General features: G+C 43.0%; 17 protein-coding genes. 11 read left to right on the top strand and 6 right to left on the bottom strand.

The features are described from left to right. Positions 1-43: 43 nt before the first annotated feature. Entirely contained in the window at positions 44-2,119 is a 2,076-nt protein-coding gene (locus LZF95_RS01705) for a family 20 glycosylhydrolase (RefSeq protein ID WP_233753257.1), read from the bottom strand. A 199-nt stretch (positions 2,120-2,318) separates the two neighbouring features. On the opposite strand from LZF95_RS01705, the gene LZF95_RS01700 reads away from it, so the two are divergent. From LZF95_RS01700 to LZF95_RS01690, 3 genes are all read left to right on the top strand, one after another. Further along, on the top strand, positions 2,319-3,650 hold the full coding sequence (locus LZF95_RS01700; protein ID WP_233753256.1) for a GntP family permease: 1,332 nt from the start codon (positions 2,319-2,321) through the stop codon (positions 3,648-3,650). A 38-nt stretch (positions 3,651-3,688) separates the two neighbouring features. After that, the gene (locus tag LZF95_RS01695; protein WP_233753255.1) at positions 3,689-4,477 is read left to right on the top strand and encodes a polysaccharide deacetylase family protein; all 789 of its coding nucleotides are present in this window, start codon (positions 3,689-3,691) and stop codon (positions 4,475-4,477) included. A 186-nt stretch (positions 4,478-4,663) separates the two neighbouring features. Further along, positions 4,664-5,287, top strand: coding sequence for a 2OG-Fe(II) oxygenase (locus LZF95_RS01690; protein WP_233753254.1), 624 nt, complete (start codon positions 4,664-4,666; stop codon positions 5,285-5,287). A 94-nt stretch (positions 5,288-5,381) separates the two neighbouring features. On the opposite strand, the gene katG is transcribed toward LZF95_RS01690, so the two are convergent. Further along, complete coding sequence (gene katG / locus LZF95_RS01685; RefSeq protein WP_233753253.1) at positions 5,382-7,646, bottom strand: catalase/peroxidase HPI; 2,265 nt, start codon at positions 7,644-7,646, stop codon at positions 5,382-5,384. Positions 7,647-8,054: 408 nt separating this feature from the next. On the opposite strand from katG, the gene LZF95_RS01680 reads away from it, so the two are divergent. The 5 genes from LZF95_RS01680 to LZF95_RS01660 all read left to right on the top strand — a co-directional run bounded on the left by LZF95_RS01680 (position 8,055) and on the right by LZF95_RS01660 (position 12,080). After that, positions 8,055-8,615: a LemA family protein gene (locus LZF95_RS01680; RefSeq protein ID WP_233753252.1), complete on the top strand. Its 561-nt coding sequence runs from the start codon at positions 8,055-8,057 to the stop codon at positions 8,613-8,615. Between the two features lie 55 nt (positions 8,616-8,670). Then, complete coding sequence (locus LZF95_RS01675; RefSeq protein ID WP_233753251.1) at positions 8,671-10,338, top strand: DUF2207 domain-containing protein; 1,668 nt, start codon at positions 8,671-8,673, stop codon at positions 10,336-10,338. A gap of 84 nt (positions 10,339-10,422) precedes the next feature. After that, a complete protein-coding gene (locus tag LZF95_RS01670) occupies positions 10,423-11,145 on the top strand; it encodes a hypothetical protein (RefSeq protein WP_233753250.1) in 723 nt (240 codons plus the stop codon). A 42-nt stretch (positions 11,146-11,187) separates the two neighbouring features. Further along, entirely contained in the window at positions 11,188-11,397 is a 210-nt protein-coding gene (locus tag LZF95_RS01665; protein ID WP_233753249.1) for a hypothetical protein, read from the top strand. Between the two features lie 152 nt (positions 11,398-11,549). Further along, on the top strand, positions 11,550-12,080 hold the full coding sequence (locus tag LZF95_RS01660; RefSeq protein WP_233753248.1) for a dihydrofolate reductase family protein: 531 nt from the start codon (positions 11,550-11,552) through the stop codon (positions 12,078-12,080). Positions 12,081-12,082: 2 nt separating this feature from the next. Here LZF95_RS01660 and LZF95_RS01655 read toward each other — a convergent pair whose 3' ends face one another. From LZF95_RS01655 to LZF95_RS01645, 3 genes are read right to left on the bottom strand one after another with little or no spacing between them, the layout of a single operon-like run. After that, positions 12,083-12,874: an SDR family NAD(P)-dependent oxidoreductase gene (locus LZF95_RS01655; protein ID WP_233753247.1), complete on the bottom strand. Its 792-nt coding sequence runs from the start codon at positions 12,872-12,874 to the stop codon at positions 12,083-12,085. Positions 12,875-12,902: 28 nt separating this feature from the next. Continuing rightward, positions 12,903-14,003 carry a sugar phosphate isomerase/epimerase gene (locus tag LZF95_RS01650; protein ID WP_233753246.1) on the bottom strand — a complete coding sequence of 367 codons (1,101 nt, stop codon included), beginning with the start codon at positions 14,001-14,003 and terminating at the stop codon, positions 12,903-12,905. 19 nt (positions 14,004-14,022) lie between these two features. Beyond that, the gene (locus LZF95_RS01645) at positions 14,023-16,566 is read right to left on the bottom strand and encodes a c-type cytochrome (RefSeq protein WP_233753245.1); all 2,544 of its coding nucleotides are present in this window, start codon (positions 16,564-16,566) and stop codon (positions 14,023-14,025) included. Between the two features lie 209 nt (positions 16,567-16,775). Here LZF95_RS01645 and LZF95_RS01640 point away from each other — a divergent pair, with 209 nt between their 5' ends. The 3 genes from LZF95_RS01640 (at position 16,776) to LZF95_RS01630 (ending at position 19,837) form a co-directional block, all read left to right on the top strand. After that, the gene (locus LZF95_RS01640; RefSeq protein WP_233753244.1) at positions 16,776-17,204 is read left to right on the top strand and encodes a cupin domain-containing protein; all 429 of its coding nucleotides are present in this window, start codon (positions 16,776-16,778) and stop codon (positions 17,202-17,204) included. A gap of 38 nt (positions 17,205-17,242) precedes the next feature. Continuing rightward, on the top strand, positions 17,243-18,376 hold the full coding sequence (locus LZF95_RS01635; protein WP_233753243.1) for a DEAD/DEAH box helicase: 1,134 nt from the start codon (positions 17,243-17,245) through the stop codon (positions 18,374-18,376). A 228-nt stretch (positions 18,377-18,604) separates the two neighbouring features. Then, the gene (locus LZF95_RS01630) at positions 18,605-19,837 is read left to right on the top strand and encodes a multidrug effflux MFS transporter (RefSeq protein ID WP_233753242.1); all 1,233 of its coding nucleotides are present in this window, start codon (positions 18,605-18,607) and stop codon (positions 19,835-19,837) included. 147 nt (positions 19,838-19,984) lie between these two features. Here the strand turns inward: LZF95_RS01630 and LZF95_RS01625 are convergent, their stop codons facing one another. Beyond that, a complete protein-coding gene (locus tag LZF95_RS01625) occupies positions 19,985-21,403 on the bottom strand; it encodes a cellulase family glycosylhydrolase (RefSeq protein ID WP_233753241.1) in 1,419 nt (472 codons plus the stop codon). Positions 21,404-21,468 lie beyond the last annotated feature (65 nt).

The raw sequence follows: 21,468 nt of genomic DNA, 5'->3' as shown, positions 1-21,468 counted from the left end.
AAATCACCGAGAAAAACTCGGTGGACTGTGTGGTTTAAAAAACCTATTTACTCTCAAGGTCACCCTTCACCTCCAAACTATTTCCCTCTTTGATTTTTTGAAGAAATAAAGCCTCTACATAGAATTGCCAGTCCGAAAACTTAATTGCTTGATTGGCTAAATGAACGTGATGATCCTGATCTAAAATGTAATCATCCGGCTTGTTCAGTACTCTGGTTTTGCCATAGATTTCTTCCAGTTCCGTCAATTGGGTTTTCCATTCGTCTTCAAGATCCAACAATTTAATTTTTGCTGATTCCCGCTCATCAGCAGTTTTTGCCAAATCCCAGGCTGCCAGAAGCAGCAGGGATTTATTTGTAAACTGTGCCACTTTAGCCACTTGTTCATATACTTCTAACGTGTGATTATTTCGAAGAGCGACTTTTTTGGACTCAGAGATCTTGTATAAGACAGAATCTATCACCTGTTGGTTTTCTTTCGCTTTGGCAAGTTTAGACTTATTTCTTTCCGTCCATTCTCCAGGAGCATTTGCCTCCGGCAATACCAAAACAGCATCCTGCATAGGATTATCCATGCTTCGGAGTTGGTTTCGATCTTTATCATCCAATAAGGCATTTTTCCAAAAAGCGACAGGAGCCTCCAAGTCACTGATAAAGGCAAAGTCCTCTGCAACCAATTCAGAACCGAAAGCACGCTGTCTATAGGCCGCATGAAGCTCATCAGAAGTCCGCTTTTTACCGGACCAGGTATATTCTGCGAAAATCGCTATCCCTCTGCCATACAACTCAAAATGCGGAGAATCATCATCCCAAAGCGTCAATAGCAATCCATCAGCTTTATTGTCAATGGAGATCAATGCAAAATCCCGAATGTTTGCCATGTTACTCTCTTCTAGCGGCATAAGGTTCCAGCGCATCTGGCCAGCTGTGGCTCCCATTACTTTAAATCCATGATCAGTAAACCACTGCATTGCACGATTATTCCCTATAGTCTCAGGCATGTCATAGTTCCAGCGCATATAGACGCAATTCTTTGGAAACATGTCCACATACTTGTTCAGGTTTGGTTCATTTACAGTCCAGATACTATCCACCTGGGCTTCTGATAGATTTCTGTTGAAAATGGATCCATACACCCCGGCATTTTTCAACGGCATATCGTCCCAAAAAATTGGGGTTAATCCTTTTTGGTCTGCATACTCACTTACTTTATTCAACCAGATCAGCTGTAATTCCAAAGCTGATTTACCACTTCCTCTTCCTGTAGTATGTACTTCATCCCCACCTACATGCAGGTACTGCGCATAAGGAAAAGCCGCCAGGGCATCAGCGTACAGATCAAATTGTACCTCATAGGTTCGCTCATCAAGCGGATTGAAAGCCCAATCGCTTTCCGGATCATCACGCAGATCCTTGTACTCATCATGTTTCAAAATAAAGGACGCATGTCCCAACCCCTGCACCAATGGCGATATCACAATATTCCTAGCCATGGCATACTCACTAAGTTTTTTCCATTCTTGGATAGACCAAGCGTCTGAAGAACCTACTTTTGGTTGATTTTGGAAAGCCAGTTTATCCTCTATTTCCAGGATAACCCCATTGATTTTCAATTCTGCCAAGCGATTCATCAGCTGATAGTAATATTCTTTCTTTTCCAAGTGGTGCTTGACATCGAGATGCACGGCCCGATACATCAATGCCGGCTCATCTTTGATAGAGACCAATGGTAAAGCCGCATCCTGATCCAGCGCATCCTGGACTAATTGCCCCAGTGTCACCAGGCCATACCAAAGACCTTCCTTCGCAGCCGCCGTGATAGTGATTTGCTTTTTGGAAATATCAAGGGTATAAGCCTCGCCCTTTAGCCCAGAACTCACATCTAAGTTGAACGTCAACAATTTATTATTCCTCTCTTCCAGAGATTTTCCTGAGACAAAATCAGCTTTCGCCTGATCTGTCAATTTTCCGATATCAGAGACAGGCAAGTCAGAAATCCCCGAAATCTCCATAGATGAAGGACTGGGTAAAATTTTGAAGTCGCCTTCTTTTTTAGAAGAATTGTAGGAAGAATGTACCAGTAAGACCAACAGCAGATAGAATATTGATAATAGACGCATGCAAAGAGATTAACCGGGTTAAACAATGATGAATTGGCTAAAATACCAAACATTCGAAGCTATTAGAGCCACTCAACAAACAATTAGAAAGCTATTCCAGCTTTAGGCTTAATTATTCCCATTTTTTCCCTATTTTTTCGATTGAAGGCAAATCAATTTTTTGCTTTCAATGATTATCTCAAACCCAACCTAACCCAAAATGCTCACACTTTTGATTATCCTTTTTGCCTTGGCATTGATTCTTGTTGCCATCGTGAAATTTGACATCCACCCCTTCCTTGCACTTTTCTGTGGTGCCATACTTTACGGACTTTTATCAGGGATGCCCGGAGAATTGATTTTAAAATCCATATCAGAAGGTTTCGGCGGGGTGCTTGGAAGTATAGGCTTGTTGATACTGCTAGGTGTGATGATGGGGACATTTCTCGAGAAAACCGGTGGAGCCATAGTTATTGCGGAGAAGATTTTGTCATGGATCGGTGAAAAATCAGTGACGCTGGCGATGATGATATCGGGCTACATTCTTTCCATCCCTGTATTTGGGGATAGCACGTTTATCATGATGAACCCTATCAGCAAGTCACTCTCCCTCAAAGGGAAAGTCCCCTATGCGGCCACTACAATAGCATTGGCTCTAGGTGCCACCGCCTCACACTCTTTGGTACCTCCCACTCCCGGACCTATTGCTACCGCCGGGATATATGATGCTGATCTGGGGATGATAATTTTCTATGGATTGATCGTGAGCTTATCCACATTGATCCCCAGCTATATTTTCATCAAAAAGGTCGCTTATAAAATCCCCCTAATCCCCAAAATGGCCGCTAAAACAGAAGAAATCGACAAAAAACAACGGCCTTCGGTTTTTTCTTCCTTTCTGCCAATTGTCGTACCACTGATTCTGATTATAACGGCATCCATCGCCAACTACCCAACCAAACCTTTTGGTGAAGGATCATTCTACACCTTTATTGAGTTTGTTGGCAGTCCGGTCATTGCCCTCCTTCTTGGGTCATTTATGGCTTTTACCCTACCCAAGAAATTTGACGCTAAATTACTCTCTTCCTCCGGCTGGATCGGAGAAGCAATTTTGATTGCAGCGCCTGTCATCCTGATTACCGGAGCTGGAGGAGTGTTTGGCAAAATGCTCCAAAACTCGGGTATTGGAGACCTAGTCAGTTCCAGTATGAGCGGAGCGAGCTGGGGCATATTTCTTCCTTTTCTCATTGCATTTGCCTTGAAAACCGCCCAAGGTTCATCCACAGTGGCGATGATCACCACGGCATCCATTATTGCCCCACTCTTGGGTTCACTTGGCTTGGATTCGGAAACTATGCGCGTATTTGCTGTATTGGCCACGGGTGCCGGGGCTATGGCTATCTCCCATGCCAATGATAGTTTCTTCTGGGCCGTTACCCAACTTTCAGGTTTGACTATCAAACAAGGAAACCAAGCCCATAGTGTGGGGACGCTGATCATGTCTGTAACTGCGATAAGTGTAATCTACTTAATCACCTTGGTGGTGGGATAATCATCATGACTATAGATCAATAAATAGAGCCATTGATTATGAGATTTTTGATTTTACTTCTTGGCTTTCTTTCAAGTTATACAATTTCCCCAGCCCAGATCCTCAAAAAACCAATTCCCGACAAACTAGTCGTTCTAACGTTCGATGATGCTCCGGCAAGCCAATATTCTGTCGTAGCTCCTATGCTTCAAGAATTTGGATTTGGTGCAACATTCTTTGTCTGTGAGTTTCAGCCCAATTATGCTGACAGCACCTTGTACATGAATTGGAGACAGATTCAGGTGCTGGACAAAATGGGATTTGAAATTGCCAATCACACCCATACACATGCCAATGTCAGTAAGCTGACCCAAGCTGAATTCAACCAACAACTCACTTACATCGAGGCAAAATGTGACTCCTTAGGAATTGCAAAACCTACCAATTTCGCATACCCTGGATATGGATTGAATGCTTCAGCTTTGGAGTTTCTAGGGGCAAAAGAATATTCATTTGCGCGTGCAGGAGGAAGCAGAGCTTATGATCCTTTGAACGATCACCCTTACTTGGTTCCAAGTTGGGCAACGGATGAGACAAATAAACAAGATATCCTTTCAGCATTCGATCAAGCTAAAGACGGAAAGATTGTCATCCTGACCATTCATGGCGTTCCCGACATAGAACATCCTTGGGTGAATACCACTCCAGAGCTTTTCAGGGAATATCTTCAATACCTGAATGACAATGATTTCACTGTCATTTCTATGCGAGGACTTGAGGATTATATTGATGCAGAAGAGGCAAAAAGACTTATCCTTCCTGATTTAGCCAAGAGACTTGCCAATTAATCCTTCAAAAACAAGAATCGCAACCAGCCATCCGGGAAGGAATAACGCTTATATCTGAATCTCAAAAGTTATTGATCCTGTTTTATTTTTTACCAAAAAAAATAAAATGAAAAAATGAACTTAGGAATGTTCTTCTTGTGCAAAATCCTAACTGTAAACCAATACAGCTAGGTACTAACTGCCCAGATGGATAAAGACCAAGAGGAAAATGACGAGAAGAATCAATTTGAAGAACTGATTCAAGGATTGATTGACAATAAGTATGGCTGTAGCAATGACTTCGTAAATAAAAACACCGTCACCGGACTGAGAGAAAATATTTTGCAGGCTGACCAAAATGGGGTTCTTCAGGCGGCTGGAATAGGCAACCAAAAAAATCATATACAGAATTCGCTGATCAGGGGAGACAAAATCAAATGGATTGAGGAGAAAAGCATCAATGAATTCGAAGTGATCTACCTGAAAAAAGTTGGGAATTTCATCTCACATCTTAATAAAACCTGCTTCACATCCATCAAAAGTCTGGAAAGCCACTATGCCAACTATAAGCCAAAAAGCTTCTATAAAAGACATTTGGATCAATTCAAAAACGAAAAGGGAAGACAGTTCTCTCTTGTGTTGTTTTTGAACGAAGACTGGCACACTGAAGATGGGGGTATGCTTTCCTTATATCCAGAAGGAAAGGATCAGCAGGATATATCTCCTATTGGTGGTAGAATGGTTTTCTTTCGGAGTGATGAGATGGAACATGAAGTTCATCCTTCATTTACCCGGGAGCGGAGAAGTATAGCCGGATGGCTTAAGAATTAAACTCATACACATAAAATCCAGGGTACAGAACCTTAAAAAAATAAAAAGGTGCCCCGTTTCCAGGTCACCTTTTTATTATCAACTAGCTTATCACTCACGCCAGATCATATCTATCCAGCATCATCACCTTGTCCCAAGCAGCGACAAAGTCATTTATAAACTTGTCCGAAGAATCAGAAGAGGCATACACCTCGGCCAATGCCCGAAGTTCAGAATTGGAACCAAAGATCAGATCTGCCCTGGTTCCAGTCCATTTTACCTGACCGGTCTTACGGTCTGTGCCTAAGAACGCATGCTGTCCAGAGTCTGCGGCTTTCCACGAAGTGCCCATATCCAAGACATTGACAAAGAAGTCATTGGTCAAAGCGCCAGGTCTTTCAGTAAACACACCATGCTTTGAGTTATCAAAGTTGGTTCCTAGGACTCTCATTCCTCCCAACAAAACAGTCATTTCAGGAGGAGTCAATTTAAGTAATTGAGCTCGGTCCACCAGCATCTCCTCAGCAGAAGCCTTGTGAGTAGGTTTGAAGTAATTTCTGAAGCCGTCCGCCGCAGGCTCCATAGCCGCAAAAGAGGATACATCGGTTTGCTCTTGGCTAGCATCCATACGTCCCGGTGTGAAAGGCACAGTAATATCTTTTCCAGCATTTTTCGCCGCCTTCTCTATCCCAGCACAACCTGCCAATACAATAAGGTCTGCCAAAGAAATCTGTTTTCCGCCAGTTTGAGACGCATTAAATTCCTTCTGGATTGTCTCCAACTTATCGATTACTTTGCCAAGCTGGGAAGGATTGTTTACCGCCCAGAACTTTTGGGGAGAAAGCCTGATTCTAGCTCCGTTGGCTCCTCCACGCATATCTGATCCTCGGAAAGTCGAAGCTGAAGCCCAGGCAGTGGATACCAGTTCTGAAACAGTCAAACCTGACTCCAAAACTTTGCTCTTTAAAGTCGAAATATCTGACTCATCCACCAGTTCATGATTCACTGCCGGAATGGGATCCTGCCAGATCAGCTCTTCAGACGGTACCTCAGGCCCCAAATAGCGTTGAATGGGTCCCATATCACGATGTGTCAATTTAAACCACGCTCTGGAAAACGCATCGGCAAATTCATCGGGGTTTTCAAAGAAGCGTCTTGAAATTTTCTCATAAGCAGGGTCTTCTTTTAATGCCAAATCCGTAGTCAACATGTTTGGCGCATGCTTTTTAGCCGGATCATGGGCATCTGGGACAGTTCCTGCCCCTGCATCACCTTTTGGCTTCCACTGATGTGCGCCTGCTGGACTTTTGGTCAATTCCCACTCGAACCCAAAGAGGTTTTCAAAGAAATTATTGCTCCACTGCGTAGGGGTAGTAGTCCAGGTAACTTCTATTCCAGACGTAATGGTATCACCAGAGTGCCCTTTGCCAAAACTATTCTTCCATCCCAATCCCATTTCTTCTATGCTGGCACCTTCTGGCTCATGTCCTACGTAAACACCCGGATCTGCGGCACCATGGGTCTTGCCAAACGTATGACCACCTGCAATCAAGGCCACAGTTTCCTCGTCATTCATAGCCATACGACCAAAAGTCTCCCGAATATCATGCGCAGCCCCAATAGGATCAGGCTGACCTTTTGGTCCTTCAGGGTTCACGTAGATCAATCCCATATGAGATGCTCCAAGTGGATTCTCCAGATTTCTCTCGCCCTCTGCACTACCTGCATACCTATCTTGGTCACCTAGCCACTCTCCTTCCGAGCCCCAATAAATATCCTCTTCAGGTTCCCATACATCCTCACGGCCACCGGCAAATCCGAAGGTTTTAAAACCCATGGTTTCCAATGCCACATTACCTGCCAAGATCAGTAAATCAGCCCAGGAAAGTCTTCTCCCGTATTTTTGTTTCACAGGCCACAGCAAATACCTGGCTTTGTCAAGGTTGGCATTATCAGGCCAGCTATTGAGTGGGGCAAAACGCTGGGAACCTGAACCAGCTCCCCCACGACCATCTGCTATACGGTATGTACCCGCACTGTGCCAGGCCATTCGGATAAAAAATGGACCATAATGCCCAAAATCTGCTGGCCACCAGTCCTGGGAATCCGTCATAAGATCTGCCAGATCTTTCTTCACCGCGGCAAGATCCAATTTCTTGAATTCTTCTGCATAGTTAAAATCCGGATCCATGGGATTGGATTTGGATGAATGCTGGCGCAGAATATTCAAATTCAGTCGGTTTGGCCACCAATCGTTATTTTTTGTACCTCCTCCCGCGGTATGATGGATGGCACCACTGGTAAAAGGACATTTTGCTTCACTTTCATTGACATCCCATACTGGATCTGTATAGTTATGTCCGTTTTCTTTGTTATCCATATGATTTGGTTTTTGTTAAGTTTGCTTTTTACAGGAGCTAATGTAAGGAAATGATTGTTTATTAGATTAAAAATTCAATTGATAAAAACTATGACCCTTACTTTTTTCTTTACCACATTCACAACATACACATAGCCAATTTATAGTTCTAATTATATTTTTCAAGCATTAATTATTTGATCCACTTAGGGATAAAGCGTTTTCTCAACCTTACAAGAAGCGGATTTACCTTTTCAAAATATTAAAATTGTGAAACAAGCCAAAGCCTTATTCCAGAAAACACTATTCAAGTTGGGGATTTTCTTGGGTTTTCATTAAAAGATAGTATTTTGAAATTGTTAAAAAGCAGGCTTCTGCTTTCTTTCGTTAAATACTAGTCTAGCTTTCACACTTAAAAACCAAACCCTTATGGTAACCTTTCTATTCATAATAGCTATCATCTTATTTTTAGGAGTGATCCTGGTAGGAATCTTCAACCGATTTGTCAAAAATAAAAACTTAGTGAAGGACGCCTGGAGTAATATAGACGTAGCGCTAAAGCGTAGATATGACTTGATCCCAAATCTTGTTGAGACCGTGAAAGGCTATGCTAGCCATGAAAAGGAAACACTGGAAGCAGTGATTCAAGCAAGGAACACCGCCATGGCCGTACCCTCAGATGATATCAACAAGCAGATCCAAGCAGAAAACAAGCTCCAACAGACTTTGAGAAGCATATTTGCACTCAGTGAAGCTTATCCTGACCTGAAAGCAAACACCAACTTTCTCCAGCTTCAGGATAAACTCAATGAAATCGAAGAAAACCTGGAAAGGGCAAGAAGATACTACAATGGCTCGGTACGGGAAAACAATACATATGGAGAAAGCTTCCCAGGTGTTTTATTCGCAGGCATGTTCAACTATAAACATTTTGACTACTTTGAAGCCGAGCCGGAAAGCCGGGAAAATGTGAAAGTGAGTTTTTCGTAATAGAAGATCAAATCATGCAAAAGCCTCTGATATTTTTAAGAAACTGAGAATAGTTATGATAAAGAGCATAGGTTTAATTCTCTTGCTTTTAATGCAGCTGGAGGTTTCTGCACAGGGGTTCAGTGTCGAAAACTACCATGTGGACATTACTTTACATGAGGAGGGTTACTTTGACGTCGTAGAGAAATACGACATTAATTTTGAGGTTCCGAAGCACGGGATTTTCCGGAATATTGTGACCTCTTATAAATTAACAACAGAAGAAGGGGAACAGGAAACCCGCAAAATAGAGCTCAGCAACATTGAGGTCCCAAATTATAAATTCACTTCTCCTTCAAAAATAGGCCAAAGATTCTCCGACAATCTGCAAATCAAAATAGGTGACGCGGACATCACCTTGAAGGGGCCTCAGCACTACGAGATCAGATATAGAGTTGAGCATGCATTCCTGCATGAGTCTGAAGCGATATCATTCTATTGGAACATTAAGCCAAGTGATTGGTCTGCTCCTTTTCGCCAAATCGATTTCACTGTTCATTTACCTAATGGAATCACCCTGGAAGAGGGAGCCTATTTCTTGTATGCTGGCCCGAGAGGATCGGATGCCCCCACTTCGGATTTTTTAACTGGTTTTTCTAACGGTACCTACTCTGGATCCAGCAAGCCGGATGTAGTTTCTTCCGGAGGTGAATCCGTCACAGTTTTATTGAAATTGCCTCTAGGAAGTATAAAGGAAATAAAGCCGTTATGGCCATGGTGGACTATAGTGCTATCTTTTTGTTGCATAGCTTTTTATTTGATTTGGAGGAAACACGGCAAAGATGATCATGCTGTGACCACCACTAGCTACTACCCCCCTAAAGGTATGGATCCTGCTATGGTCGGCTTTCTGATCGATGACTCAGGCGATACCTCAGATTTGATCTCACTTATTCCTTATTGGGCATCCCATGGATACATTACTATAGAAGAAATTGATGAAAAGGGGTGGTTTGCCAAGGATGACACAAAACTAAGCAAGATAAAAGATATAGATACCGACGCACCTTTATACCAGCAGAAGGTCTTCAATGGTTTGTTTGGAAAAGGCTCAGAAGTCATGGTAAGCAGCCTGAAGGACAAGTTCTACACTACCATGAGTTCCGCCAAAAGCACATTGAAAAATGCCGCCCAGATCTATTATGTCAATAAGTCCCGAAAAGTAAAGAATTACACGATTTTTGGGATAGTCTTATTGATGTTCCTCCTGGTGCCTGGCTTTTTGATGTATTGGGGAATTATAGCCGCCATCGCTGCCGTTGTGACCTGTATTGTTCTACTAATAATGAGCCAATTCCTGATCAAAAAGAACAAAGAAGGGACGATGATTTTATCAGAATTGAAAGGTTTCAGACAGTTCATAAAAGTAGCCGAGGAAAACAAACTTAAAATGCTTCTCGAAGATGATCCGGGCTATTTTGAATCCACGATGAGCTATGCATTGGCTTTTGGTATGTTTGACAAGTGGGCAAAAAAATTCGACGCATTGAATATCGAGCCACCGACCTGGTATCATTCATCCACTGGCAGGATGATGTCTATGGCTCATTTTTCGAAATCCTTCAATAGCTCCATCAAATCTACACAATCGATGATGGTGAGCTCACCCTCAAGTTCCGGTAGCTCAGGAGGCGGCGGGTCTTCCGGTGGGGGCTTTGGCGGCGGAGGTGGTGGAAGCTGGTAGTTAATCGAAGTTGTCAAAATCAAGATTATCTCCCATTTCCTCACCAAAATCAGAAATATTTATCATCACTGTAATGCTATTTACATGAATCTGGAACAGCTCAGAAAAGATATTTTCCCTTCAGAACTTATCCTAAAACTTTACAGAGACATACCGAATGCTCAATATGAGGAAAAAATAAAACTGGTTAATGACTACATAGATGAAGTCCAGGACATCTACGACGAGGATGTTCTAAAGATCAAAAAACACAATCAAATCGCTTTTTGCTACTGGATGGCAGAACAATATCCTCTAGCAATTCAGCATTTCGAAATGGTGGTGGAGAATATGGAGCCGGAAGATTATCCTCACCTGTATTTTCTTGCTCTTAATCTATTGATCAGAGGCAATCGAATCTTATCAAATTATGAAATTGCTGAAAAATGGGCCGAATTAGCATGGGAAAACCACCATCTCGCACACGCAATTTCCAACCTGCATATTCTAAATGACTATACTGATGTCATCACCGAAACTAAAACTATCTTAGATAAAAAATACTATCCGTTGATCCGGTCAATAATTGATGAGTATGGCTTCCCTGAGGAATTGGAAGATCCTGTGAAAACCATTAGATCAATGAATCAAAGGCATAAGTTATGGAGTATTAAGTATGGTGAAATTGTAATGACATTTAGGAAATCAGATCACGAAAAATATATTAGAGAATTGGAACAGTTTATAGATTCTTGCGAAATTGAATGGTATAGAAATTATGCCGAAAAAACTGTGGAGAGATTAAAAAAACAAGTTGCGCACGACTGAGGGCGTACACAACTTTTATTGATCAAACTTTTCAGACAAGGAATGTCCCAAGAAATTTCTAGATCAGAAAACTTTGGGCGATTTGATGTTACTTTTGAGAATCCAAACTCGGAGGAAATCCTGGCTGCCAAAGGTATTCAGGCCTGTATGTGCAGGCAGGCATTACCGCTAAAAGTCAAATTATATCTCTATGAAATCGGCACGATTAAAATCGTCATTAAACACTTAGGGTTCCGCCGGATGGCGGATTAATCGTCAACCGCCGCGGCGGGCGGGACAGGCTATCTTGCCTTAGAAAAACAATTATAAACACATGAAATCGAGCATGTCGAAGGCGACACACAAAGGGATGATTATCTACTATGCGAGATTCCATGTGACCTATAAAAATCAAAAATAAACACATGAAAAACAGCGTATTCATTGCCACAAGTCTAGACGGATTCATTGCCGGGAAAAACGATGAACTTGATTGGCTATCAACCTTTCCCGAGATTGATCATATTGACACGGGATTTAATGAATTCACTTCCCGAATCGACGCACTATTGATGGGAAGAAACACCTTTGAAGTAGTGGCCGGCTTTGAGGAATGGTTTTACAAAAAGCCGGTTTTTGTTTGGAGTAATTCCCTGACAGAGATTCCGGAAAAACTGCAGGACAAGGCATTTCTGGTCAAAGGAAGCATTCCGGAAGTGCTTGCGGAAATTAATGGAAGAAGTTTTAAAAACCTTTATATCGATGGAGGAAAGACCATTCAGAGTTTTCTACGAGAAGACCTAATTGACGAAATGATCATTACTACAATTCCGGTATTATTGGGATCTGGCATTCCCATGTTTGGTGAGTTACCGAAGCGTCTGGTTTTTGAATGTGTCAAATCAACCCGTTTTTTGGATAAAGTAGTACAGAACCATTTTGTCCGGAAAAGGTAACATCATCTTGCCGTCCATCCCCCATCGACGGTGAGCATAGAACCTACCATGTAAGTGGCGGCATCCGAAGCAAGGTAGATTGCGGCGCCTTGGATTTCCTCCAGTCGCCCCCATCTCCCTAAAGCTGTAGCCCCAACAACAAATTTCTTTCCTTCCTCTGTATCGGCAATCGGAAGATTCATTTCCGTCAAAAACGGCCCCGGACAAATTGCATTTACCGTAATATTAAAAGGCGCAAACTCTAATCCCAGTGCGCGCGTCATCTGGACTACAGCACCTTTGCTGGAAGCATAGGGAGTCCTATTGGAAAGCCCCACCAGTCCCAATGTACTTGCCAGATTAATGATACTTCCCTTCCCGGCCTGTTTCATAAATGGAGTCACGGCCTTACAAGCTAACCAAGTTCCGGTGACATTGATCTCCATTACTTTACTGAATTCCTCCAATTCCAGCTCATCGATCGCTCCCCGGATGTTGATTCCGGCGCTATTGATCAGCACATCAATTCTTCCGAAAGCATCAAAAGCTGCTTTTGCCATGGCTTCCGTTTGATCTTTTTTCACAACATCTGCTGCAAAAGCAATAGCCTTTACGTTGTAGAGATCAGCTATTCGCTTTGCAGATTCTTCGCATTCAGACAGATTTCTACTTACAAGCATGACATCGGCACCTGCAGAAGCAAGCCCTTCGGCCATTGCCAAGCCCAGTCCTTTGGATCCACCAGTGATAATGGCAGCTTTGCCTGTTAAGTCAAAAAGTTTGATCCCGGGCAATTTGGTGTTTTTCTGAGTCATAGTCGTTCTTTTATAAGTATTAATTGGGTTAAAGCTTGAGGGATTTTCGGCTGTAATTTATGCACTCCAATATATTCTGCTCCTCAAAAGCAAGCCGTTCTTCCTGAGTGAGTCCTGTAACTTTTGGCAGCTCTCTTTTGAATTGGTTTTCTCCAAGCATCCGATCCATTTTATAAACATCCAATCCCGACAGATGATCGAAAGTAGTCCAGTAGCTATCCTTCATACATGGAATCTCCAATGGATCCCGGGTGATCATCTCCAGACTGAAGTTGATCTTGGGATTGTGCTTTTTGCAAAGTGCAACTGCAGATTTCAAATCCACGATTCCTTCTCCTAAAGGTACTTCAGAAAGCAAAAACCCATCTTCGTAGTTTTTCACTCCCATATCCTTGACATGTGTAGAAAAGGCGTAAGGAGCCAACGTCTCAATGACCTCCATAGGATTTTCCATAAAAGACACATTGTTGCCAAAGTCAAGCGTCACTCCCACCCACTCACTTCCTATGGACTGGATTATTTGTTTCAGTTCTTGTGCTGTCCAGTCCTTATGATTTTCAACTGCCAGTTTCATTTTATGCTTCTGCATAATCGGTTCTGCCAATTCCATGGACTTTATGGCCTTTTTCTTAAATGTTAAAAAATCCTCCTTTGACATAAAATTGGTATATCGACGCCCGCTCAGGCATGCTGTTCTGAGAATGCTAGCTCCGGCTTCTCTTGCTATGATAACTTCTCGCTCAAAGTCCGGTACATTTCCTGGGTCTTGTGGCAATCCTATGCTTCCTTCCAGATACATATCCAGTTCTTCACGTTTCGCTCTCACTTTATTTCCAAAATCCTGGCTCCACCCCGCTACAGTAACTTGAACCCCTCCTGCCCCAATGGACTTACAATGCTCCATAAGACTGACAGCATCCGTAAAGGCGGGAAATTTTTCACTCTCACTTTTAGAATGCCATCTTGATGCATAGGAATGCACTACTATACCCATCGAAGCGTTTTTCAAAAAATCCGGCAACACAGGGAAAGGCATTGCCAATACCATAGCCCCCTTACCAGCTGAGCCTAAAAACCCTCTTCGATCAATTTTTCCCTCTAGAATTCCAGGTAAGTTTTTATGAGCCATATCACTTGGATTGTTTGGTTTAAGGAACAGGTAAAGTTTCCATATGTTTATTTAATTCTTCTGCACTCCATGGATACACCCGTCCTTGCGAAGTCATTCTGGTCGATGAGACCAGACGCCCAGAAACAGGAGATGCATGATTCCCCCATTCATTTCTTATATAAGTAAGAATGGCTGCAATACTTGCATCGTCCAATGTGGCATGGGCAGGCATTACAGGTAATATTTCCGGGGCATCGTAAATTTTCCCTGCCACTTCTATTGGCCCCTCCAGTCCATGCAATAAAATCATGGCAAGCCTCCGCTCATCTCCGGTCACCCATTCTGATCCAGCCAAGGGTGGCCCCATACGTGGCGCTCCTGTCCCATCGGATCCATGACAACCTGCACAACCTACCATAAACTTCTGGCGGCCCATGGAGAACTGTTTCAAAGCCTTTTCATCGAGTTGATTTGCCGCAACAAGCGTTTCGGAAGCTTTAAAACCCGGCCATGTGAATAATCTTTTGAGCAATTCTAACCTGCTTTCATCCACCGGCAGATCCTTTCTTGAAAAAAGTGAAGGCTCAGAGTTCAGCGAAATCGGGTTCCTTCCTGCAGCATTGGCCGCCTCAATTGACATCCCTGAAATCAGTATTTTTTGTTTCCAATCCAGTTCTTTGCCTGGTGAGTCGGCCAGAGCAATCAGGGATTTCAATTCCGCATCAGCTCCTCCCTTTACCACCGCAGTAGTTAGCATTTCCAGAAAAATCTCTTTGGTTTGATCTTGGATATCCCATTGAGAAGAGTTCCAAAGGATATGAAGCAGCTTAAATTCTCTTTGCTCCAAACTGCTCAGCATAGCATCACGAATCATTGCTTGAGAGCCAAAAGCCGAAAGGACGATTTCTAAGACCTCGCCTTGTTCTGGCAGGGAAAGCACATTGCTACTTAGGGCCAACTGTAAGGCCTCTGTTTCTGAAGCATTCATGGAAAGAGTACGCATCAGTGAAGCCAATTTTGACCTTGATTTCGAAGATTCCAAGGCAAAGGGTTCGAGTAATCTCAATGCGGTGTTTTGCAACAAGCCTTGTTCCTTTTCGAGAAGTTGGAAAAGAACATGTTCATCCAGAAGATCTAAACCCTCCAGAGTCCAAAGAGCATGAAAGCGTCCCAATTCTCCTGCTTGGGTATCCATAGCTAAGTTTACCAACTCATCTTTTACCAAGGGATTTTCCTGCTCAATCAATATACGCTGAGCCATATCCCTATACCACCCATCCTCATCAGAAAGGTATTGGATCAATTCCGAGGCACTTGCCCGGGAAAGCTTAACCTTTGGTCGGGATGATTCATCATCAGGAACGATTTTCCATATCCTCCCCAAATGCACGGGCATATCCAGTCCTCGCCCTACTGTCTGTTCTGTCAGGTAAGGGGTCAAATACTCCCCATGCTGAATCAACCCCCTGTACATATCAGCTATGTACAATGCTCCGTCCGGCCCAGTTGTGAAATCCACAGGTCTAAACCGCTCATCCGTTGACGCTAAAAACTCTCTTCCCGGACTCGGATCTTTGCCTTCTACCTTGGCTCCGATTTGCGTCAGCACATTCCGCTTGACTAAATTGCCAGCAGGCTCAGCTATGAACGCATTTCCATAAAACTCTTCAGGAAACAAAGTAGCCCTATAAATCCAAGGGGAACAGGCTGCGGTAAACTCCATTAAGCGTTGGTTTTCGCTCAACACACCAGGAATATATCCCCTGTTCACAGCCGGGGTCTCCCTGATGGGATAGACCGATCTATCCAAGGTAACTCCGTGATCTATACCAGTGGATGGATTATGATTTGGATTACGGGAAAAGTAATTTGGAGGCACCATATCTGCATGAAGCTGTGACCAGTTGTAATTGTAATACAATCTCCCTATATCATCTTGACTGATCCCCCACTGACCACGAAATTCTGTAGAATCCCTGATCCACTCCCCTTTTTGGTATTTATACCTCAATCTTGACTTGGCATTGTAGTACCAATTGTCCACATTCCTAAGCAAACCATTATCCGAATGCTCAGGGTTTCCTGAGGAAGCATACGTGGGATCCAACAAGGTCTTAGAGTCAGCCTTCAGATCCCCATCCAAATCCTTTGTCACCCAGAGTGCTGAATTCTCAGACACCAACACACCATCAGCGAAAAAACCCAAGGCTCTCGGCATAACCAGACTATCCAGGTAAACTGTGCTCTTGTCCATTACACCGTCTCCATCTTCATCTTCCAAAACTGATATCCTACCAATAGGCTTATCCTCCTCAGACCCTAATGTGTCGGTCATAAATCCCCGCATTTCTATAACCCAAAGTCTGCCATCCTCATCAAAAGTGATGAAAACCGGATCCTGAACCATAGGCTCTGAGGCAACCAGTTGGATTTTGAACCCGGGTTCAAGCTGGAAAGTCTCCAGTTCTTCTTCCGCAGTTCTTGCAGGAGAGGGATTGGAAGGGTCATAAACTACTGTATTCGTACATGAAAAAAAGATCAATCCAATAAAAAAGCAGGACACTATGCGTAATAAGTGCATTTTCTAATATGGAATTTTGGGGTTATCAGTTAATCTAGCCTAGGATTTCGAATATTTACAATATGCCAAATCATTCGTACAAGTTGTAACATATTATGTTGCTTCACAAACTAGTTTTACAACAACGGTAAGTAACAGTTTGTATCTTAGATCTCTATCCACAAACCCAGTATTAAATACGTCGGATTCTCCCCCTAACTATCAAAATCATGATTAAAAACTGTTTGATTACCGCTTTGACTATACTTACTGCTTTTTTTGCTCATAAAAGTGAGCTCATGACAAAAGAAGCTGCCCTATCCATCACCTTGATCGAGTCACAGGTATCTTGGAACGGTGACTCTTTACCAAATTATCCTCGGTCAAAACCTCAGATTTCAATTTTAAAAATCACTATCCCTGCACATTCTGACCTACCGCTACATTATCATCCTGTAATCAATGCTGGTGTTCTCCTCAAAGGAGAACTGCTAGTAATCGACGAAGATGGAAAAGAACTAGTTCTGCAAGCAGGCGACCCTATCATAGAGGTAGTAAATAAAAAGCACTTGGGGCGAAACAATGGAGAGGAAGACGCTGAAATAATTGTCTTCTATGCGGGCACTCCGGGAATGGAAATTACCAAAAAAGTACAATAGTAAATTCCTTGCCTTAACTTTGCCGAAAATAAACGCACATGAACTTTTCAGAGTTAGGTCTTTACAGTCAGATCCTTGATGCCATAACCAAGGCAAAATACGAAAGTCCATATCCTATACAGATAAAGGCTATTCCGGCTGTTTTGGAAAAAAAAGACGTGTTGGGAATTGCCCCTACCGGCTCTGGAAAAACAGCTTCTTACATTCTTCCTATTCTTCAAAGATTACAGGAAAAGCCTGCCAATAAAGGCAGAATGATTCCTGTGTTAGTACTGGTGCCAACCCGGGAACTAGCCAGCCAAGTAGCTGAGGTGACAGAGAATTTCGCAAGGTTCCTGACCAGACCTGTCAAAGCCCTAGCCGTTTATGGAGGGGTTTCCATCAACCCGCAGATGATGAAAATCTATGGCACCGATATTTTAGTAGCTACCCCTGGACGCTTGCTGGATCTGATGTCAAAAAATGCGCTTAACCTTAACCAGGTAGAAGTGCTGGTACTGGACGAAGCGGATAAGGTATTGAATATGGGATTCAAAGAAGAAGTGGATCAGATCCTCGAAAAACTACCCCAAAAACGCCAAAACATACTTTTTTCCGCAACAAGCGAAGAATCTGTGGAGACGTTGATAAATGATTTGTTACAGGATCCAGTCCGCATTTCCGCTGAACCTGACACCATTTCTCCCGATCTGATCGAACAATATGCCTATCGTGTCCCCATGGAGCAAAAGGGCCCTTTTCTACGTTATTTGATCAATTCTGGCGATTGGCCCCAGATCTTGGTTTTCGCCTCATCGATCCGGGCAGCAAACAATATCGTTACCAAGCTCAACAAGAACGGTATAGACGCTCTCGCATTTCACGGAGATAAAAGTCAAGGAGCCAGAACAGAAGCCCTGCACCGGTTCAAAACCGGGAAATCAAGGGTATTGGTGGCTACAGATCTGGCAGCAAGAGGAATTGATATCAAATTTCTTCCGTTGGTAATCAATTACGAATTGCCCAGATCACCAAAAGATTACGTCCATAGAATCGGAAGGACCGGCCGGGCTGGAGCATCAGGAGAGGCTATTTCCCTGATTGCTGAGGAGGATCTGCATCATTTCAAAGTCATCCAGAAAAAGATGAAAAAGCATGTGCAACTGAGAAGTATTGATGAAATTGAGTTTTAAGACAATTCTTTTTATTCTGCATCTTTCCCAAAACTCAAAATATCTTTTCAGCGGAACACTGCTGCTCGTTGACAATTTCACCCTTTTAACAATTCTTCAAAACACTAATCCCTCTTCTAATATTTTGGCAAAAAATAAGCTGAATTTTACGAACTCATTAAGAATTAGAGCTGTTTACTACAAATAATTTCCAATAAAGTGTGAGTCTATCAATTTTTAGAATTAGAAATGGCAAAGAAATACAGCAAAACAGAATACTTTAAGATCGTGCTGGTACTAGGTGCCTTGTGTACAATCTCTCCCTTTTCCATTGACATGTATCTGCCCGGCTTTCCGGAGATGGCGCAGACACTGAATACGCCTATTTCGAATATTCAACTTTCGCTCACCGCTTATTTAGTAGGAATCGCAATTGGTCAATTATTTTATGGCCCATTACTGGATCGCTATGGAAGAAAAAAACCGCTTTATGCAGGATTGGCGATTTACATTCTGGCATCCATAGGTTGTGCGCTTTCCCTGACTGTGGAAAACCTGATCTTGATGCGCTTTATCCAGGCCATCGGCGGCTGTGCCGGAATGGTATCAGCTCAAGCAATAGTTAGGGATATTTTCCCGGTGGAAAAAACCGCCCAGGCCATGTCTCTTTTGGTTTTGGTGATTGCGGTATCTCCGATGATCGCACCTGCCTTAGGTGGATTTGTAACCGCTGCTTACGATTGGCACTGGGTATTTATCATCCTTGCGGCCTTGACAGCCATTATATGGATTGCCACTGTGACAGTTCTTCCTTCTGGGGCATTGCCTGACCAGGAAATTTCCCTACGCCCAAAGCAAGTTTGGAACGGTTACCTAAAAGTCCTTGACAACCGACAGTTTTTGGTTTACATGCTTGTGGGTGGTATTGCCGGCGCAGCTCCTTTTGCCTATATCGCCAGCTCGGCGGATGTCTTCATGAATCTCTACGGCCTTTCTGAGCATCAGTTTGGTTGGATTTTCGGAATTTTGGCCTTCGCTATGATTGGTTCTACCCAGCTGAACCATATTTTGCTGCGCAAATTCAGCAGCCAGCAAATCATTAATTTCTCTCTACACTATCAAGTTACTGTAGGATTGCTACTGGTGGCTGGAGTCTATTTCGACTGGTTCAATGTGTACGCGCTGATTGCCTTGATGTTTGTGTTTCTGACAGCACATGGGTTAAATGGGCCAAATACCACCGCACTTTCTATGGCACCATTTTCCAGAAATGCAGGTTCTGCTTCCGCTATGCTAGGAAGTATGCGGATGGCTATAGGAGGAATAGTAACAGCCGTAGTAAGTCTATTTCACGCAAGTTCTGCTTTTCCTATGGTGTTAGGAATGGCAGCCTGTGCCCTGGGCGGTTTTATAGTATTGAAAATGGACCAACTTACCCCGGGAACAATCAGCAAAAAATCCCAGACAGCTTTTTCTACCTAATTCAAGTTGGTTTCTCGTAAAAAATTAGCCGGAACCAAGCTGCATAGAAGAACCGAAAAGCTTAGAATATAAATCTGGTCAATTCCCATAAAACAAAAGCGGCTCTCCTAATTGTGACAGTCGCTTTTGTTGTATTGAAACGAGGAATCAACTCCCCACCACTGCCTTCACCAGGTCGGGATACAATTGCTCGCCGGTTTCCCTATTGAAAAGTGCAAACCCATAATGCCCACCAAAACCATTATCCCAATAAAAAGGGACTAAACCGTGGGAATCCATACTTCGGATAAGGTAAGTGAGGTAATCTTTGCGGTATTGGTGGTTTTCCACGGCTACTTTATCTACCGCACCAAATTCACCAATGAGAACCGGGATTCCCTGGTCTATAAAAGCGGATTTCATTTTGAGAAATTGTGCATCCGCATGCGACTCATCTCCCCAGGTTGCTTTTTTAGACGGGTCGGATGCATTCGCTCCCCACTGGGTGATGCTTTCATTTTCCTGAAGTGCAAATTCATACGGATCATAATAGTGAGCCTCCACCATTAATCTGCCGGCTGTCACATCTTCAGGCACTTCAAAAAAATTAATCCCATGGTCTATATTGGTATTAAAGGTCTGGACGACGAGATTCCTGTAGTTATTTCTCCCACCTGTAGACCTCACTGCATCTACAAAGGTTTGGTTGAACGAGTTCTGCACCTGGTAGTATTCAGGTATGGGAGTGGAGTAGTCCCCATCTACCATGACTTCATTAGTCCCGGCAAAAAGTAAATGGTCTTCATAATCCCGGAAGTTCAAAGCAATCTGCACCCACATTTTTTCCAGTCTATCATTCACATAGTCCTGCTGCGCAAAAGTCGGCTGCATCCAGCCTTCATCCCAGTGAATGTTGATCAATGCATACATGCCATTTTCTATCACATAATCTACCACCTCTGTGACCCTAGCCATCCAGGCTGCATCAATCTCAAATGTAGAAGGATCGGAAAACTTGCTCCAGGCCACCGGAATACGGACAGCATTAAACCCAGCAGCTTTCACGGCATCTATCAATGTTTCTGTAGTTTTAGGGTTACCCCAGGCCGTCTCTCCCCCGATTGCTTCCAGACTATTGCCAAGGTTCCATCCATACCCCATCTCCTTCGCCAATTCCAGATTTGGTATATCCCGCATACCTGTGTTATCTGCAGGGATATAATAATCTGGATAACTTGGCTCCGCTACCTTCTGTACCACTGCCACATCCCTCTGAATAGTTCCAGCCCTAACTTCTACGTAAAAAGTTCTTGAAATCTCTTCATCATTTGACTCCACATTCACAGTCACTTGACTATTACCAGATCCTGATAAAGGAGTCACATCCGCATATAAAGCTGCATTTTCAATAATCCAAGAAGAATTGCTGGTAATAGTAAAAGTCTGCGTTCCTCCTTCAGCATCAAAATTCAGAATTTCTTTAGATAGAGATAAATTGATAGGTTCTGTCTCTTCATCTTCTCCGCAAGAGAAAAGAGTCAGAGAAACAAATGGCGTTAATGCCAGTAATCTAAACAGGTTATTCATAAGGGTTGATTTTCAGATACTAAAATACCATATCCCCTATTCAGAGGAGGAGGATGAATGTTAAA

Source organism: Algoriphagus sp. AGSA1 (assembly GCF_021390545.1).
GTDB lineage: Bacteria > Bacteroidota > Bacteroidia > Cytophagales > Cyclobacteriaceae > Algoriphagus.
Note: the sequence above shows the minus strand (reverse complement) of the source record. Positions and strands in the feature narration are given on the sequence as shown.

What these genes read in the sequence shown, in the direction of transcription:
- LZF95_RS01665 (WP_233753249.1), top strand. Translation starts at nt 11,188, where the DNA reads ATGTCCCAAGAAATTTCTAGATCAGAAAACTTTGGGCGATTTGATGTT.
- LZF95_RS01635 (WP_233753243.1), top strand. Translation starts at nt 17,243, where the DNA reads ATGAACTTTTCAGAGTTAGGTCTTTACAGTCAGATCCTTGATGCCATA.
- LZF95_RS01625 (WP_233753241.1), bottom strand. Translation starts at nt 21,403, where the DNA reads ATGAATAACCTGTTTAGATTACTGGCATTAACGCCATTTGTTTCTCTG.
- LZF95_RS01660 (WP_233753248.1), top strand. Translation starts at nt 11,550, where the DNA reads ATGAAAAACAGCGTATTCATTGCCACAAGTCTAGACGGATTCATTGCC.
- LZF95_RS01650 (WP_233753246.1), bottom strand. Translation starts at nt 14,003, where the DNA reads ATGGCTCATAAAAACTTACCTGGAATTCTAGAGGGAAAAATTGATCGA.
- LZF95_RS01680 (WP_233753252.1), top strand. Translation starts at nt 8,055, where the DNA reads ATGGTAACCTTTCTATTCATAATAGCTATCATCTTATTTTTAGGAGTG.
- LZF95_RS01655 (WP_233753247.1), bottom strand. Translation starts at nt 12,874, where the DNA reads ATGACTCAGAAAAACACCAAATTGCCCGGGATCAAACTTTTTGACTTA.
- LZF95_RS01690 (WP_233753254.1), top strand. Translation starts at nt 4,664, where the DNA reads ATGGATAAAGACCAAGAGGAAAATGACGAGAAGAATCAATTTGAAGAA.
- LZF95_RS01700 (WP_233753256.1), top strand. Translation starts at nt 2,319, where the DNA reads ATGCTCACACTTTTGATTATCCTTTTTGCCTTGGCATTGATTCTTGTT.
- katG (WP_233753253.1), bottom strand. Translation starts at nt 7,646, where the DNA reads ATGGATAACAAAGAAAACGGACATAACTATACAGATCCAGTATGGGAT.
- LZF95_RS01630 (WP_233753242.1), top strand. Translation starts at nt 18,605, where the DNA reads ATGGCAAAGAAATACAGCAAAACAGAATACTTTAAGATCGTGCTGGTA.
- LZF95_RS01645 (WP_233753245.1), bottom strand. Translation starts at nt 16,566, where the DNA reads ATGCACTTATTACGCATAGTGTCCTGCTTTTTTATTGGATTGATCTTT.
- LZF95_RS01695 (WP_233753255.1), top strand. Translation starts at nt 3,689, where the DNA reads ATGAGATTTTTGATTTTACTTCTTGGCTTTCTTTCAAGTTATACAATT.
- LZF95_RS01705 (WP_233753257.1), bottom strand. Translation starts at nt 2,119, where the DNA reads ATGCGTCTATTATCAATATTCTATCTGCTGTTGGTCTTACTGGTACAT.
- LZF95_RS01670 (WP_233753250.1), top strand. Translation starts at nt 10,423, where the DNA reads ATGAATCTGGAACAGCTCAGAAAAGATATTTTCCCTTCAGAACTTATC.
- LZF95_RS01640 (WP_233753244.1), top strand. Translation starts at nt 16,776, where the DNA reads ATGATTAAAAACTGTTTGATTACCGCTTTGACTATACTTACTGCTTTT.
- LZF95_RS01675 (WP_233753251.1), top strand. Translation starts at nt 8,671, where the DNA reads ATGATAAAGAGCATAGGTTTAATTCTCTTGCTTTTAATGCAGCTGGAG.